The sequence below is a fragment of the Algoriphagus antarcticus genome (assembly GCF_002150685.1).
GTDB lineage: Bacteria > Bacteroidota > Bacteroidia > Cytophagales > Cyclobacteriaceae > Algoriphagus > Algoriphagus antarcticus.
The window spans coordinates 1-17,034 of sequence record NZ_MSSW01000076.1 but is presented as its reverse complement, the minus strand read 5'-3'; the positions used below and the strand labels follow the sequence as shown (position 1 = coordinate 17,034).

General features: G+C 40.3%; 12 protein-coding genes. 5 read left to right on the top strand and 7 right to left on the bottom strand.

All coding sequences use genetic code 11. The annotated features are described in order from the left end of the window. Positions 1–380 precede the first annotated feature (380 nt). The 6 genes from BVH04_RS21475 to BVH04_RS21450 all read right to left on the bottom strand — a co-directional run bounded on the left by BVH04_RS21475 (position 381) and on the right by BVH04_RS21450 (position 11,601). Complete coding sequence (locus BVH04_RS21475; protein ID WP_086543514.1) at positions 381–2,108, bottom strand: RagB/SusD family nutrient uptake outer membrane protein; 1,728 nt, start codon at positions 2,106–2,108, stop codon at positions 381–383. An 11-nt stretch (positions 2,109–2,119) separates the two neighbouring features. Continuing rightward, the gene (locus BVH04_RS21470; RefSeq protein WP_086543513.1) at positions 2,120–5,452 is read right to left on the bottom strand and encodes a SusC/RagA family TonB-linked outer membrane protein; all 3,333 of its coding nucleotides are present in this window, start codon (positions 5,450–5,452) and stop codon (positions 2,120–2,122) included. A gap of 236 nt (positions 5,453–5,688) precedes the next feature. Beyond that, positions 5,689–8,418, bottom strand: coding sequence for a DUF6797 domain-containing protein (locus BVH04_RS21465; protein ID WP_086543512.1), 2,730 nt, complete (start codon positions 8,416–8,418; stop codon positions 5,689–5,691). Between the two features lie 43 nt (positions 8,419–8,461). Next, a complete protein-coding gene (locus tag BVH04_RS21460) occupies positions 8,462–9,190 on the bottom strand; it encodes a sulfatase-like hydrolase/transferase (RefSeq protein ID WP_240511012.1) in 729 nt (242 codons plus the stop codon). Positions 9,191–9,328: 138 nt separating this feature from the next. Then, the gene (locus tag BVH04_RS21455) at positions 9,329–11,059 is read right to left on the bottom strand and encodes a hypothetical protein (protein ID WP_086543511.1); all 1,731 of its coding nucleotides are present in this window, start codon (positions 11,057–11,059) and stop codon (positions 9,329–9,331) included. A 92-nt stretch (positions 11,060–11,151) separates the two neighbouring features. Then, positions 11,152–11,601 (bottom strand): SusD/RagB family nutrient-binding outer membrane lipoprotein, encoded by a 450-nt coding sequence (locus BVH04_RS21450; protein WP_086543510.1) that lies wholly within the window; start codon positions 11,599–11,601, stop codon positions 11,152–11,154. Between the two features lie 430 nt (positions 11,602–12,031). On the opposite strand from BVH04_RS21450, the gene BVH04_RS26410 reads away from it, so the two are divergent. Further along, the gene (locus BVH04_RS26410; RefSeq protein ID WP_262481380.1) at positions 12,032–12,160 is read left to right on the top strand and encodes a hypothetical protein; all 129 of its coding nucleotides are present in this window, start codon (positions 12,032–12,034) and stop codon (positions 12,158–12,160) included. Positions 12,161–12,545: 385 nt separating this feature from the next. Here BVH04_RS26410 and BVH04_RS21445 read toward each other — a convergent pair whose 3' ends face one another. Then, a complete protein-coding gene (locus BVH04_RS21445) occupies positions 12,546–14,936 on the bottom strand; it encodes a right-handed parallel beta-helix repeat-containing protein (protein ID WP_205635901.1) in 2,391 nt (796 codons plus the stop codon). A gap of 826 nt (positions 14,937–15,762) precedes the next feature. Here BVH04_RS21445 and BVH04_RS25570 point away from each other — a divergent pair. The 4 genes from BVH04_RS25570 (at position 15,763) to BVH04_RS21430 (ending at position 16,955) form a co-directional block, all read left to right on the top strand. Then, positions 15,763–15,921, top strand: coding sequence for a hypothetical protein (locus BVH04_RS25570; RefSeq protein WP_169714480.1), 159 nt, complete (start codon positions 15,763–15,765; stop codon positions 15,919–15,921). After that, complete coding sequence (locus BVH04_RS26715) at positions 15,915–16,175, top strand: ImmA/IrrE family metallo-endopeptidase (protein ID WP_086543530.1); 261 nt, start codon at positions 15,915–15,917, stop codon at positions 16,173–16,175. The genes BVH04_RS25570 and BVH04_RS26715 overlap by 7 nt, the downstream gene beginning before the upstream one ends. Positions 16,176–16,184: 9 nt before the next feature. Then, positions 16,185–16,364, top strand: a complete 180-nt coding sequence (locus BVH04_RS21435; protein ID WP_140160636.1) for a hypothetical protein — start codon at positions 16,185–16,187, stop codon at positions 16,362–16,364. Between the two features lie 243 nt (positions 16,365–16,607). Further along, positions 16,608–16,955 (top strand): DUF3024 domain-containing protein, encoded by a 348-nt coding sequence (locus BVH04_RS21430; protein ID WP_086543507.1) that lies wholly within the window; start codon positions 16,608–16,610, stop codon positions 16,953–16,955. Positions 16,956–17,034 lie beyond the last annotated feature (79 nt).

Here is a 17,034-nt window from a genome sequence, read left to right as displayed (position 1 = left end):
TTCAATTGTAGATAAAACATACTGTTGGTTCATAGTGATTGTTATTTTCAGAGCTATATCTTACACCCCATTATGAATTCTGGTTTTAGTTTCTCTAAGGGTTGCAAAACAAAAACATCTCTCTGCTTCATTACATATTTTGTTCATCAAACAGATCTGATTTACTCTATTGCTTATCAGATTATCTTAATCTTGTTACTGAAAAAACAACTATTTTAAAGGGATATCCTTAAATACAGTCAACTCAACATTGCTATTCTTGAATGTATAAAAGAGTTTATTAGAAAATATTAAGCAAAGTCAAAGATCATAATGAATTCACTCTGACTTTGCTTAATTAAACAATCCTCATTTCTCGACCTTGAAAAAAAGGTGTGTTTTTACCAACCCGGATTTTGTGTAAGGTTTTTATTCAATGTTAATTCATTGGTAGGAAGAGGCATTAAATAATCTCTTTCCGGATTGAATCCATATCCTCCGTTGGGTCCGCTTAACCTATTCTGAAAAGGATCAAAAAAACCGTCAGCATTAATCGGAACATTAGATGATCCCTTTAATTCGGGAGTAGCAAATGTGCCTACGAATCGTTCTCCCATCCAGTACTCATGTGCTCTCCAACGCGTCAAATCGTCAAAACGAAACCCTTCTGCAAACAATTCAACGACACGCTCTCTTCTGATTTCATGCATTACACCAGATAAGGAATAACCATAATTCGGCCAGTTAGGATCAGGTGTGATATTATTCAAAATTAGGTGTGGCATTCCGACCCTGTCCCTTAACTGATTGATGGTCATGTCAACATCTGCCTGAGTCAATGTACCCAGTTCTGCTTTCGCTTCGGCATAAATCAATAAAGCTTCGGCATAACGCATAAAAATATAATCAACATTTCCATTGTTAATCCCTATTGCAGGATCTACTACAATGTGCCGGAATTTTTGTGATTCTATACCGGTACCACTATTATCTACATCTGGATTGATAAACATCAAGGTGTCCGTACCTTGTATCCTCCTAATATCTCCCGGAACCATAAATGTCTGTGCAAGTCGTGGATCACGATTCTTTTCAAGTATATCTAAGGTGGCATCACCAACAAAATTTGGGCTAATGGCTATAGGCAACCCATCATTACTCAAATAAAATCTTGACGCTTCGTAAGTATATCCGTAACCGTTTGGCCAGTTCCACAATTGATTACTAAAGCTGTCTCCAACGACTCTATCGAAATGTTGGTAAAAAATCACTTCCGGATTACCGGCATAGTTTACCTGATTAAAGAGTTCGAAATAGACCTTGCTGCTATCACCTGTTACGAGAGAAAAATTCCCATCCTCAATGATCTGCTTGGCAGCGGTCGCAGCTTGTTGTATATATTCGGTTCCATTCGTCTTTCCTGCGAAGACTGAGCCCTGATGGTATTTCTCCCATGTACCAGCGTATAAAGCTGCTCTTGCTTTAAACAATAAGGCAATATCTTTACTTAACCTAGTTCCTGGTGTAGCAAGTTCTTTACTATTTTTCATATTGGAAATAGCTAAATCAATATCGCTGAGAATAAAATTGAAAACCTCCGTTCTGTCAGCACGGCTGCCATACAAAATGTCTTCATCTTCTGCTGTAACTGGTACTGTAATTATTGGTAAAGCTCCAAAATCCTTAAACATTTCAAAGTAAAACCATGCCCGGAAAAAGTGTCCCTCACCAATATAATGGTCTCTCATATTACCTCCCACCGGAACGCGATCTACATTAGCAAGGAAATAGTTTATGTTTCGAATATTCCCCCAATTCCAGCCACCACCGGAAGCCGGCACATTTAATACACCATCCATACGTGCAGTTAAAGTACCGCCAAAAGCGTTGAGCCCTTCTAATGCAAGGTCTGTTCCCTCGTCCTTAGTTGGCGCCTTTCCACCACCGGAGGCTGGCCATCCCTGAAATGAGTCATAAAATGAGTTAAGAAATAATTCCAGATCGGATTGACTGTTCCAGAATTCCGGATCAGATATCTGATCGAGCGGTGATCTCTCCAGGAAATCTTCTTGGCAGGAATACAAAAATGTTCCCGATACTAGTATAAGTATATAAAATATTTTTTTCATGGTGTCGTTTTTTAGAAGTTAAGGTTTAAACCCGCAGAAAATGTCCTACTTAATGGATAAGCATCTCCGGATCCATACCATCTACCAGCAAGTGCCTCCGGATCAAAAAACATTAAATCTGTAAATGTTAAAAGATTCTCACCAGATATATAAATCCTTGCATTAGTCAATAACACTTTTTCAGCAATTCTTTTAGGAAGTGAATAACCTATCTGTAGATTTTTAAGCCTTAAATATGAGGCATCTTGCATGAGGTGATCGGTAGGTCGTCCGTAGTTTTTTGCATTCTCGCCAAAAAACTGGGCATAAGGTCGTGGGAAATATGCATCATAATTAGCACCCAGAACACTTGATTCGTCCCGCCAGTAGTCAAGGTGACCCTCTAACACATTATTATGCATTGGTCCTCCCGCAGGTCCTCTGAAAACACTACTACTTCCAAAGCTCCAGTCTCTTTTAGCCACTCCCTGGAAGAAAATTGAAACATCTAAATTTTTCCATTGTGCATTTAAATTAAGCCCATATGTGTATCGTGGAGTAGTATTTCCTACAATGTCTAGGTCTCCGTGATTATCAATCGTATTATCTCCCACATTAATTTTACCATCTCCGTTCAAATCTTTATACCTAAAATCACCAGTTCTCCACAACCCGGAATAAATAAAGCTCTGATCCACACCTTCACTAATTTCAGCCTGTGTCTGATAATGACTGTCATAACGATATCCCCAAATCTCATTTAGATCCTGTCCAGGGTAAAAGGTGTTTAACAATCCGGTCGGATTATTATAATCCACCACGGTGCTCTTGTAATCGGCCAATTGGCCTCTGATTTCATAACGGAAATCCTGACTCACAACGTTTTTCCATGAAAGCTCAAGTTCCCATCCACGTGTTTTAATTTCTCCTTCGTTCCTTTTTGGCACTGTTGATCCCAAAACCGCTGGAAGGGGTTGTCCCGGTCCAACCAAGTCGGATGTCCTTGTTTCATATACACCAAAAGTGAATCCTAATCGATTATTCAGCAAGTAGGCATCAATACCCAGATCTATTGTGGATACTGTTTCCCATGATAAATTCACACTATTCAGATTTGGCGCACGAACTGTCCAAGCACGATCATTACCAAATAACCAGTTATTGGTTTGACGTATCGGCATTGTTGGTATGAATAAATAATTGGCAACATCCTGATTACCCAAGGTTCCATAGGAACCTCTTATTTTTAATAGGTCAATTAATTTATTTGATGAAAAAAAGTTCTCCTCCGAAATTATCCATCCAGCTGATACCGATGGAAATACTCCCCATCTTTCATCTTCCTCAAACCTGGATGATCCATCACTCCTTAAGTTTACTTCAAGCAAGTACTTTTCGTCAAAAATATAATTGAATCTTCCAAATACGCTTCGTGTAGACCAGTGTCCAACTGCGTCATTAACTAGTTGATCACCCACTGCGGTACTAATCGATGGTATGGCATCACTCAATAAGAAGAAACTTCTTGCCCCCAAATTACTGAAGGTATATTCCTCTTGTTGATAACCAACCATAAGTTGAAGATCATGCTTCCCAAATACCCTTGAGTAAGATGAATAAAGGTTAGGTGAGAGATAGGTATTTCTTCTTAATTCATTGTGATATTCAGTTGATTCTCGGTTTTGTGGTATAAAATCAACGACTCCATTTGGCCTAACCCATGGATATTGTAAGCCAGTTCTTGTGTCTTCAACTTGAGTGGAAGTGTAATTTAATTGTAGAGTTGTCACCCATCCTTTAATAGGCTCTAAAGTTATTTTTGGTGAAATCACCATTTGATTATCCGTGATAGATTGACGCACTTTTTTCCAAGCCTCCACATTAGTCTGATCTGTCCAAATATCTGTCCCTGGATACTTTGCAGGTGTGCCAAATTTCAGTTTGCCAATCCAGTTCATATACCAGGCACGTCCAAAGTTTTGATTCCATGGAAAATCTTCATTTTCTGATTTGTACTTGAAAAAAAGATCAAGGTTCATCCAGGAAGTAACCTTGGCCCCGATCTTTGCATCGACATTAAATCGATTAAATGATTCATCACCGAATGTCAAAAGTCCCTTTTCATCATAAAAGCCACCGGATAAATAATAATTAACACTTTCGTTTCCGCCTGAAATACTCAAATTATGTTTAACTCTTGGAGCATTATCCCTTAGGATTAAATCACTAATACCGTCATTTGCCACTCCTAATGTCCCCGTGTTCATTATGTTCCAATTATCACCGCTTGCATTTGGTAACATACCTGGAGCACTGCCAGGGTTTGCCAGATTCTGCTCCAATCTTGCAATGGCTTCGTCCGGATAGAATGGGGAAGCACCGAAATTGGTCCTTGCATCATTCAATGCATGTGCCCACGCCGTTCCTCCTTCTAACCTCGGCCATATTGTAGGTGCACTAAATCCAACATTTGTTGAATAGGATATTCTTGATCCTGAACTTCCTCTTTTGGTTGTGATCAGTATCACCCCGTAGGCTGCGCGAGCACCATAAATGGAAGTTGAGGCGGCATCCTTTAAAACAGACACAGATTCTATATCGTTAGGATCAATATCATTGATACCCATTGGAACTCCATCCACCAGAACAAAAGGAGCAGTACTTCCTTCAAAAGATGCCAGACCACGTATGCTCATAGCCATATCCGCACCAGGCTCTCCTCCTGCATTATTAGGCGAAATAGTCAGGTTACTAACTAAGCCCTGTAAAGACTGCTGAACATTAGTTACAGGTCTATTCGCCATATCTTTGCCACTGGCGGTTGAAACAGCACCTGTTAAATTTATTTTCTTTTTGGTACCATACCCTACCACGACTATTTCATCTAATGAGGAAACATCATCCAGTAAGGTGATATTAATTATTGTTCTGGATCCGACAGCTACCTCTTCGCTATCAAATCCTATAAATGAGAAAATTAATGTCGCACTTTCGTCAACCTCAAGCGTATAATTTCCATTTATATCCGTTACGGTTCCAGTTAAAGTGCCAGCTACCGTAACAGAAGCCCCAGGTAAGGGATCACCTTTTTCATCCGTCACTGTTCCAGAGACCTGAATATCAGCTTCTGTAACAACTAGAAATTCTGCCATTTTATGGATTTCAAAAAGATAAGATCCTGAATTAATGGATTCGGTTTTTTTGTTTCCGATTAATTCACCTTCAGCTGGAAGTGGCGTCGCTGTTGCCACTTGCACGAATAGTAGCGGTAATAAGTAATAGCCAAAGTTTCTCCTGATAAAAGGGATAATTTTTTGTTTAACCCTTTCATCCTTTTTTGTGATGCTTGTAACAATTGCCTTCATAAAATTTGGTTAAATGATGATATATTAAAATTATCATATCGCTTGGTGGTAAGCATCCAATATTCTAACCAAAATGTATAGTATGTTAACTGTACCTACATTACATATACGCTCTCCAAACCAAATTTCTCATTCTTAAGACTTAAAAAAAAGAGGCTGTCGATTGACAGCCCTTTTTCATTATTACCCAATCTATTTTTTTTTGATAGTCTCGTTTTTCATTTAAAAAAAAGTAGTTAACTAGTCGAAGCTTTCCCCAATCTATGAATCGTATTCTGAATTGATCCATCAATGCTTTTTCCTCCTTTATCCTTCAGTTTGTATTGAATCTCCATGACCCAGGTTGGTTTGATTTCGGGGATAGTCAGTTTGATCGTTTTTTTGTCTTTTCCCAATTCAGCTTTTGTGACATTTAATGTTTGTTCATTGTAGTGCTTCGATCCATACTTTCTGGATCGCAAAAGATCCCATGTTTCCACCGTATAGTTAGCAATTTGATTGACGCTAGCTTGATCGAGTTCGTCGGTAAAGCTTAGCTCTATTCCTGTGGTTGTTGCTTTGATTCCAATGGGAATGACCATCGGCTGATCTACTTTCCTGATTCGGTAAAGTCCCCCCAACTGTGGCTGCGTGGAACCCCAAGCTGATAAGCCGCAGAGGTATAACTGTTCATCTCCGGGATTGAATCGCCCCCGCATCACGCCGGTAGAAAACCTCGGAATCGGCAATTCAAAGATCCCTCCCTGTACTTGGTCTCCTATTTTTTCATAGGGAACCACAAAGATTTTTCCATAGCCATAAGAGAAGTTCAGAAGTTTTCCGTCCAATGCTCCCCACTTTTTGCTATCAACCCAAAGGAGTTCGGAAGGTGACTGATCAATATCCCGTTCCACCCAAACGAGTGGGAGTTCCATCCCACTTTCTGTGCTGTCAGTAGGTGGATTATAGCTAAACATATTTCCATAGAATCCACCGGCTTTCACCCAATTGATCCGGTTCATAGGATTCCAGTGACCTTCTTGGTCAGTCACTATAAACGTGCCGTCAGGATTGATACAAACGCCGTTTGCGGCTCTGAAACCGGTGGCGATGATATCGGTTTTTAGTCCATCCTTACTCACTTTGATCAATGTTCCATGCTGAGGGATCAAAGCCTCTCTGGCATGCCTGGCACTTTTGGCGTAATAGAAATTTCCCTCATCATCGGTTTGAAGTCCCATGGCAAATTCATGGAAGTGATCCGTGACCTGATGATCATTGTTGAAGCTTTCGTAAAAGTCTGTTTCCCTGTCTCCATTATAATCGTGTAGGCGGACCAGCTGATCCCTACAGGTGACAAAAATCTCCTCGTTGACTACTTTGATTCCTAAAGGCTGAAACAAGCCTGAAGCGATGCGCTGCCAGGTGAGTTTTCCAGAATCTTTCATAAAGCCTTCTACCAGCCAAACGTCTCCATCGGTTGAGCAAATCACCCCTTTATTGGGATCTTTGAAAAAGTCAAGCCCGCTTAATCTGAATTGATTTTTCCATGGGCTGTCAAAAGGCGGATTCAGAATATCCACCTGAAAAGGGCCTTCTTGCTCTCCAATCTGGACTGCTGTGGTCAATTTCTGAGGATATCTGGCAGGACCTCCTTTGATCAGTGGATTCAAATCCTCTGGTTGGCTGGAAGTTTTTGAATACTGCTGCAAACCCTCCATGCCAGACTTAGCAATCAATAATTTGATTTTTAGAGATTGAGAAGGAGGGAGCTCCATGACGGTAAACCCACCCTGATCTTTCAGAACTGCCCCTTCACCCACCACTGCCACGGAAGTTCCGGTAGGAGCAATTCTCATTTTCAGCGCTTTATCAGAAGAAGAAATATTCATAGTTCTGGTAAATACCGGTTGGTCTTCCAACGTCTCCAGCCCAAAAGTTTCCAAGACTTTTGCATTGCCTACGGTGTAAGAAATAATCACCCGATCGTTGAATTGATAAAGTCCCTCGTAGTGCGTCCATTCTCGAGGCAAGGGTCCAAACTTCCGTTTGTCTCGAGCTGTAAATCGAGGATCGTCAAAGTTGCCCGTGGCTGGGTTTGCCCAAGCTGGAACTACCGGGTTTTCAAAGTGCAGCTCACCAATAGTTCTAGGCGAGATATTGTGTTTTCCATTAAATAAAATCGCTTCCCAATCTATAAATCCTTCTCCTGTCCAAGCTCCAGCAACACGCATCAGGTCGTGGTCAAACATCATCCAAGCTTTGCCAGCGGCAACACCACCTTTTCCCTGGTCCAGTCTGACGGCGATCCCTTTGTATGCAAAATTGGAATTGATCAGATTTTCATCCTTAAGTGGCTGGATGGGGCCAGTGGACCGTTCTCTCGGCGGCGCATTCTGTGCGACCACTTCATAGGTATTGATCAAAAAGTTACCATAGTCCATTTCCGCCCAAGGCTTAAATTCTTTGGGTGCAGGTCCTGTGGTCGTTCCGTCAGGCAAGGTTGCCAAATAGGCCGAGTCCACTGCTACATATTGATTCGGATTAGCCTCTTTCAAAAAAGTTTCCCTCAGGTAATTGATAATATCGTACTTCTCTACGGGCGTCAAATTGACTTGCGGAGGCATGGATCCGTAACCTCTGGTGAGGGTTTGATAGATGGAATAGGGATCCTTTCCCATCTTAAATTCGTCCTTCCAAAATTTAAATGCATTGGGCATAGAACCCTCTTGCTCGGGATTTCCATGGCAATTGAAACAGGTATTATTGTAAATATGCTCTCCAGTCCGAATTGATTCCCCTTGCCGGTCATCCAAGGCAGTTAGCAGGCCTCGATGATCTATGTTCTTTTCGTAATCGGGGAGGTCTGATTCCTGAAGGGTAAAACCAAGGGCAGTTTCTGCATCTTCATTTTTAGAACCGGAATTACACCCTAGGAGAAAGAGAAAAAGTAGAAGGAAATTTAAATTGCGTAGGAATCTTTTCATAGAGAGGTTGGGTGAGATTGATGGTAAGCTTTAAATTATTAATTTATGAGTAAAAAAAGGGTTTCTCATCATCCCTTTTTGTAGCGATCCAGTATGCAGCTTCATTTGAAACGATATCCACATACCATCCCTCCAAAGTTCCTACAGGCTGACCATTTCGAATGAATTTGTCCGGGTTTTTAGGCCCGGTATTGAATGCATTGACGGAAGTAGCCAAAGAATAATCAAAGCCCATTTCATTGACTGAAACCTCTGCCGGTGATTCCAAACGGGACAAATGCCACTTTCCAAAAAAAACTGTTTCATAACCAACTTCTTTCAGCAGTTGGGGTAGAGTTATTTCATCCTTGTGTAGAGTAGTGCCAAAAATTCCTGCAATGGAGTAAAAACCATTGCCGTAGGCATTTCTTCCCGTGTGGATGGAAGCCCGGGAAAGCGAACAAACTGTACCGTCTGAATGCATGCCCGTCATCCGAACCCCTTCTAAAGCAAACTGATCCAAATTTGGAGTTTTTATAATGGGATTGCCATAACTGGCGAGATCCCCATAACCCAAATCATCTGTCAGAAAAATAATGACATTTGGTCTTGGTACATTTCCGTCTTCTTTTTGGGCAATAGGGTAGGGATAATTGAATAGAATTACTATTAAGAACATTACCATATTGATAGATAAAAATGAAAGTTGTCTAGAATTAATAGAGAAGAAGTTTTTCAATAAATCCATCAGCTTTTTCGTAAAATATAAGATACTCGCAAACTCAATATTCATTTTTATGGAATTCTTATTGAGTAAGCGAGTAGTTAAAAGTGAATTTTTAAGGTGGTGATAATGCAACTTCAAGATCTTTTTCAGACTTCTGTTTCTCTCTAAAAGTCAGTGAATCAATTTCAATAATTAACTGATGTATTATCTAGATGAAATCATGATTTTCTCCTGCCTGATGACTATGGGTACGAATCCAATTTCCATTCCCACAGGTGGGCTAACAATCAAAACCGGATCAATGGCAACCAGCTTTCCGGTACTGGGAGGCGCCATGTATTCTTGGTCGATGGTCCAGTTTCTGTGGATTTGCTCGACAAATTTCTGAAGCGTATCTTTTTCTTTCTGACTCCAGCCAAATTGTTGAAAAGAAGGCTGATCAATAAATCTATACCATTTATAAGTGACCGTTGACCCGTCTTTTAACAGCACAGAGTAGGATTGGGAAGCGGGACCAGGGTTTTCCCAAGCACCGGTAGTTGGAGTGGAGTAAGGCAGGCTTTTGTCGATGATGAAATTTCCTTCCACTATCTCATTACCATCTCTCCAATTGATGTAATGACTTTCTGATCCAGCTTTAGCAAATTCCATTTTTCGCAGAGATTCGGGGACATTTTCCGGGCTTATTGCTACCCTAGTATCACCCACTTGTTTGTAATATTGAGGGAAAAGACCCGGTTTAGAAATTGCATTTTCCTGCCACTGCAGACCAAATGCATTGGTATCAGTGGTGATAGTTTGGAGGATGCTTTCCAGACCAGTTAATTTTTTTCCTCCGTTGTTTAAGCTGGCTCCTTGATCTAAAGAAATTGCTCTTGGGGTTAAATCCGGTTTCCAAGCATGTGTTTCATCAAATTTTCCAGAATAAGCTTTACCTCCCTTTTTCCATTCCAAAAGATAATTAAACAGCGCATCTTTTGAGTAATAGGTTACATCTTGAACCAGCACAGATTGGCCTTGCTCATTTACAGGAAATTGGAGCTGTGGAATTTTGATATACAAGTCCCCGTTATTGTCTTTCATTTCAAAAGAAGGCACTGTATTGATTTCCATTGCTCCACCACCCCCCATGGTTCCTTCCCGGGCATCAAGCCCCATTCCTTCTATTGCTTTATATTCTTTTGAAAGTCTGCTCCACATTTCAGGAATATAAAAAGCCACAGGTCCTTTAAAGTTATCTGAGTTCAAAAAAAGCGTCCAGCTTTGGTTACCCGTAGGCGCAGGACCCGGCCTGGCCTCAGTTAGCGGCAGCATCATGTGGGTGTACCCCAAAAACCTGCCTTCTAGATCTCCTTCAAAGGTAATTCCGTCAGGTGGCACCACAATTCTGTTGCTCAGCTGGGCTATTCCCATTTGATCATCAGGCAATGCTTCTGCTCTATAAAAAAAAGGCCATCCGGCAGAAGCTATTTCTGAATTATAACAATCTGGGACACCATTCATGCTGAATTTTGGAGAGCCATAATGGTACCTGTTTCCTCTCCAATATCCCAGTCCGCCTTCCTGAGTCTGAAAGACGCTCGACCAAGTCGGCCCTCTAGGTGCCCACGTCCTAGCTATAGTACCTTCTGGACAGCAGGGAATGTCTTTGTTGGTAGGATTGTCAGGTGTGATCCAATTACCCGGAAGCCCAATCTGAAATCCTGCCAAAGGCTGCTCCACTAAAGGCCAAACTGCAGTGTAAAAACCTATTCCGGCACCAAAGCCTTCAGGCCTTTTCAGAGTGCTATATCCAATGTACCCATGGAGTCCATTGCTGTTCTCTGTAATACTTTCGGATACTTCAGAATTACTTTTTTTGGTGAAATTAAATTCCGTGGCTATAAATCCAACAAGTAAGAAGATCACAAAGGAAACGGAGTAGCGAGTCAGCATAAGTATGGTTTGTGTGAAATTAGTCTGAGAATATAACAATCATTTAAGGAGAAAATCACCAACGGAAGCAACCTCCCGATGGCATTGAAATTCTAATATACACCCTCTCTAGTATCACACCATATTTGATCACCATAGAAGATATCTATCTGAACCACATTGGTAGAAAAACTTTCGTTAAAGGCTATTTCATTAGCAGGATAGGCCATTCGAAATGGAGGACGGTTGTGGTTGCTGGCGTAGTCATTGTAGATATTGACCAATGCAGGCACATCAGTTCTTCTTACCTCTGACCAAGCTTCCACACTTTGTTTGAACAAGCTGATCCAATTTTGCAACCTGATCTTTTCCAGGTTTGCCTTAGTTCCGGAATCCCAAGCTACTTCAGTACCCTGCAAATAAGCGTCGATATCGGCCTGAGCTATAGCATTATCGAGCATTGATATTACTATAGCTCTTTCGTAAGCCACTCTTGGATCGCCCGATGCCAATCCCCTTTCGAAAGCTTCAGCTTTAATAAACCATACCTGAGCTGCATTCATAAAGGGCGAGAATCCCCGGTCATCATAGCCAAAGTTTCTCCTATGAAAGGAATAATTTTTGGTTTAAACCTTTTACCCTTTTGAGTGATTCCAGCATAAATTGCATTCATAAAATTTGGTTAAATTAAGATAATACAAGATTATCATAATGCTTAGGATTAAGCATCCAATATTCTAACCAAAATGTATAGTATGTTAACTTTGCCAATATTACATATGCGCTCTCCAAGCTGGATTTCCCATTCTTAAGGCTTTTAAAAAAAGGCAATGGGTTAACAGCCTTTTCCCATTGTTACCCCATTAATGTATCTTTTTTTGAAGGTTTGACCATTAAACACTGCCTGAAAATTAGTTTTACGGAATGAAAAACACCTTGCTTTATGATTGGCGCCATTAACCCATTACATTTAATTAGTCGATTTCCCAGCCATTGCAGTATCAAAAACCATATAACACCTTCTTTCCAGCTGCTGATTGGGATAGATTGATGATGGCTACAGAGGTTGTGATTCCTACAATGACGGTAGATGGCAAGGCTTCACAAATGATCTTGATGTGACCTTGGATATGGGAAAGGAAACTATCCTGAATTCCATCTCAGCAACCTTTATGCAAGTGGCTTGCCCAGGCGTATTTATGTCTGGCTAACTGGAAGTTTCTATTTCAGCTAATAAAAAAAAATTGAAACTATACTTTGAATCGAAAATATTATACCGGTTGAAAAATAAGAGGGTGTTCAAAGAATTCACAGGATCACTCGAAGGAAAACAAGCCCGGTACATACATAAAGGTGGTTGCGCCAAACGTACAGAAAGGATTTATTTTTGCGGAAGAGCTAGTAACTAATTAAGAAATTCAAAATCCTCAGATCTTACGATTTGAGGATTTCTTGTTTTATCTTCGATGAAAGAAAACTGGCCCTAACAATTGACCAATTTCCAAGATTATTTCCCCTCCATGACTATCGAGATCAACTCTTGATTTCTCCAAACCTTCAGCTCGATTCTACCTTTCCAAATATTCCCTTTTTCCGCCTTCCTTAATGACAAGTAATCTTCCACCTTATCCTCCCAACAACCAAGAATAACATCCCCACTTTTTAAAGATTTTGACGAAGAAGCATCATATCCCCCGGGAACATTCAAAATCAAAACTCCTGAAATTTCATCTAAGCCTGCCGCAGACTGCTCTCCAAGCGTTTCCATATTCTTTACTTTAAACCCATGCCATACATAAATCTCATCGGATTTCTCAGATCTTTCCAAAAGAAGGAAAGGGATTTCTGGCTCCTCAGCAAGAGTTTTTAATTTGGGAGAAAGGACTCCAAAATCGCTCACACTGAAATTCACAAACCCAACTGAATTGATTGCAGGGGAATCCTCATTCACACGAAAATCACCTTCATCAGGATTAATGAATTCAGGATTTCCAAATTCTCCGTTCGCCTCCACTCCAAAACCTTTTGATTGATTTAAATCCGCTTCGGCAGTAAAAAAGTTCTCATCAACCTTGTCTCCCCAATAATTGACTTGGATTTGCTTGTGAGAAGTCATGACGATATTTCTTGTAAAAACATCATGGCTATTCTGAAACCAAACATGTGGATGGAAGCCATTATTCACAGTGATGTTATTATAAACCGTTCTGTAAAAACCTTCCCTCAGTTTTATTCCACCACTCAAGCACAGGTTATTATAAATCTCATAATTGCTGGAACCATCATCAAGGTCTATATCCCATCCATGGTCACATTGAAATCTATTGTTTCGAATTATAGTGGTCTTGATCGCATCCAATTTGATCCAATCGGGATGCCTTTCTACCAAGGCGTTCATCACGCCTCTGTTTGGATGCCAAAATCTATCCCTGCCCCAGGAGTTAAATGCGCCATGATCGCCCGTCTCCATCACCGTATTGAACACATCATTGTATTCAATAATGTGACCTCCCCAAGCACCATCGCCTATATTTATTCCTGACCTCGGCACATTGTAAATAGTATTATGAACTACATGTAAATCCATCGCCATCTGAATCTGAACTCCCGCCACTTGCTTTTCTATCTGGCCAATATTGCGAATCAGATTTCCTGCTATAAGCGAATTAGAAGGGTAATTGAGTGATTTTGGGCCAGGAATAGTATCGATATCCTCTTCCTCTACAAATTCATAATAATTAAAAGTAGCAGAACGTACAGCGTCTGGATCTCCCACCAAACTAATTGCACTGGCTCCGATATCCTCGATCAGATTATCCTTGATACTTACATTTCTATTGTAGTTACTGATAAAAATGGCATTTCCTCCCAAAGCTGAAAACACGCTATTTTCAATCGTACAATTCTCCGTCCCATCCATCATAACTGCTCCACTCCTATAAATCGTCCAATCACTCCGCATCAGCTTTTCTTCAGTTTTCATAAAGGTTGGAGCTGTCTGAGTAAAGGTGATCCCCTGAAAAAAAATATGGTGCACAGGTTTTGAAAGTTCTCCCTGAAGAGTTATCAAATTTTCCAATACATCCACCTCCACTTTCTCGATTCCCGCTTTGTTCAATCCTTCCTCAAGAAAATAGTAAAGCAATCCTGCTTCTTTGTCCAAATACCACTCTTTTGGACTATCCAGCTCTTCAAAAATATTCTCAACAAAACGCATAGTAGGATGAATAGCACTTGCTCGGTTATTTTGCCAGCCACCTTTATAGGCTAAACTGTCTTTTCCTATTTTTCCGGTAATTTCATAATGCATTCCACCCCATCTTCCCGTGTGAAGTGCATGAATAAAACCTCCTTCGGGATGCTTCCAACTTCTTATCCTTTCTTTAGAAAGCGCATCTTCTGCATACCCATTGAATGGATAGACATCTCTTTGAAAATTTGGGTAGCGGGCTCTTATTTGCTTTTCCCCATTTACAAAAAGGCTCGAAAAGGCCAACCCTTTTGGCACTTTAGCCACCAAAATTTCTTCGTTAAAGTTTTTCCATTTTAAATCTAATGACCTCCCTCCGCTGATGACCACCTTTTCACCTTGGGCAGCCCTGATCGTATAAGGAGCATCTTTTGACCCTGATTCCTCCGGAGAAAAAACCAAAGGTTGGTCTAAGTAATAAGTGCCTTCTGAAAGGATCAAAGTAAAAGCCTTGTCCGGATTACTCTTCTTGTAGGATTTCACCATCTCCTTCGCTTTTTCAATGCTGGCAAAAGGTGCTCCTTCTGTCCCAGAATTTTGGTCAGACCCTTTAGGGGAAAGGTAAAACTCCTTCCGGTCTTGGGCCTGGCAAAAAAGAGAAATGGTTAATAGCAGGAAAAGAGGAATACTTATTTTTTTAGACATCATATCAATTTAGTAAGCATATTCCCTTGAGGCATCAAATTTGACTTTGAAAAATATCTGTAGCCATCTTATTTTGGGAGTATTAGGAAACGATAAACCAAAAAAGCCTTTAGGATTTGTAAAAATCAAAGAATTGGCGACAAAAAACTCAAATTCCCCACCTAATAAATAGAATTATATGATGTTTCGCTTCCTTGCTACCTTCTTTATTGTGCTTATTTCATTCCAAATAAAACCCCAAACCATCGGCACCCTGGAAAGCCGATAGAATCTGGTGACCACAAAAGCACCCTCACCACAATTATAGCCTATTTACAAAATCCAATTCCTCCAAAAGCCTTTCTAAACAAGCTTTACTAAGTGGCTGCAATTCCTCTCCCCTTGGGCAAACTGGAAACTGGATACTTCGCTGCATGAATTCCATATATCTCCGTAAACAGGTTCTTAGCTTAATCTGACTCAAATCCCAATAGCCCTACAACTACATCATAGATTCCCAAAAAAATCAAAATGGGATGGTCCAAATCCACGAAGAGAAATCACGCTATAAAAGAGAATGCTAAAGGAGCAAGATGAGATGATCTGGAGTTACTTGGGAAACCGTATTTCAGGAAGAAATTCAACTGAATCATTTATTGACAAAGTCTTTAGCAAGGGATTGTCTTATTATTTGGATCCAAGCGCACCTATTCAAAGCAAGTAATCCAGCATCTTCTATAGGAAAGAAAAGTTCGGAACAGATCTAAATCTTGCCTCCATAAAGATTGCCAACCAGTTCGAAGAACTGAAAATCTCGCTATCCGGACTTGCAAAGCTCTCTGATATTAAAATGGAGCGAAGCTTACCTATTTATTCGACCAACAAGTCCTCGGTGGCAGTAGCCAATGAGGTTGTAAATGCACTTTATCCTAAGTACCGCAAAGACCCTAAAAAATTTCTAGAATCACTTATCAGCAAATTAGCCGAGGCTAATATTCTGGTATTTTAATTTATCGACATCCTTCTTTAAAGCAAAAAAGTAACATTGATGGATTCTTTATAAAGCCTAATGTCATAGTACTAAGAAGAAATCAAGATTATTTCAAATGGGAAATCTTTACGCTGGCTCATGAACTTGGACACTACATCCTCAATCAGGAAGAAGTAGAATCCATTTATTTCGATCAGTTGGTTCTAGGCGCTACCTCTAAAATTGAAGCATGGTGCTATACTTTTGCCTTTGCTTTCTTGGCTGGGGATTAAATGATCAAGTTGGATCAACTACCAGAGGTTGGACAATCCAATGGCTACTCCTTCGATGGGATCAAAGCCATTTCAGATAATACACATCTAAGCTTCACTGCTATTTTTACCTATCTGGTCAGAAAAGGAAAAATGAGTGGAGCCATTTATGGTCGAATGAGAAAAGAACAGGAGGATACGATTCAGTAAAAGAAAGACCTCGAAAAAAAGAAAAGGGAGCTGGAAAAGGAAATGGGGAAGAGTAGTACTGTCAAAGTCAAAATGTTGGATCTCCTTTACGTACGGGATTGGTTCAAGTCCTACCCACCTTCGGTCGGCTGGGACAAGGAGGAGCAAAAGCCTCATTTCGTAAGATTTGAGGCTTTATTGATTTAAATTTGCATACTATTTTCAAAGATATCACACTTACCTTTATTCAAAATATCAACATCCATGGCCTTCCCTCCCATACTCCTTCGCACTATAGAATCTTCATTGACCCGTTGGCTTGAGCAAAATAGACCTAAGGAAGATATCCGAGATCAAGTTGACCTTGGTTATAATATTCAAAGTCAAGATATATTTTTGAATGAAATCCGCCCCGATTGGAGAAAACCAGAACAGAAAAGCACTCACCCTTTTGCCAAAATAAAATACACCAAAAGTTCAAATGAATGGAAAATCTATGGGATGCGCGGAAATCTAAAATGGCATCTATACGACGAATTTGGCTCATTTGATACCCTAGACAAGGCACTGGATCTGATCATGAAAAATCCTCATGGTAGCTTCTTCGGGTGATTTTTTCTGAAAAATTCAATATGGTCCAAATCTCAAGTACCAGTTTGAGTCTGAAGATTTGAACCAGAATTAAATAGTC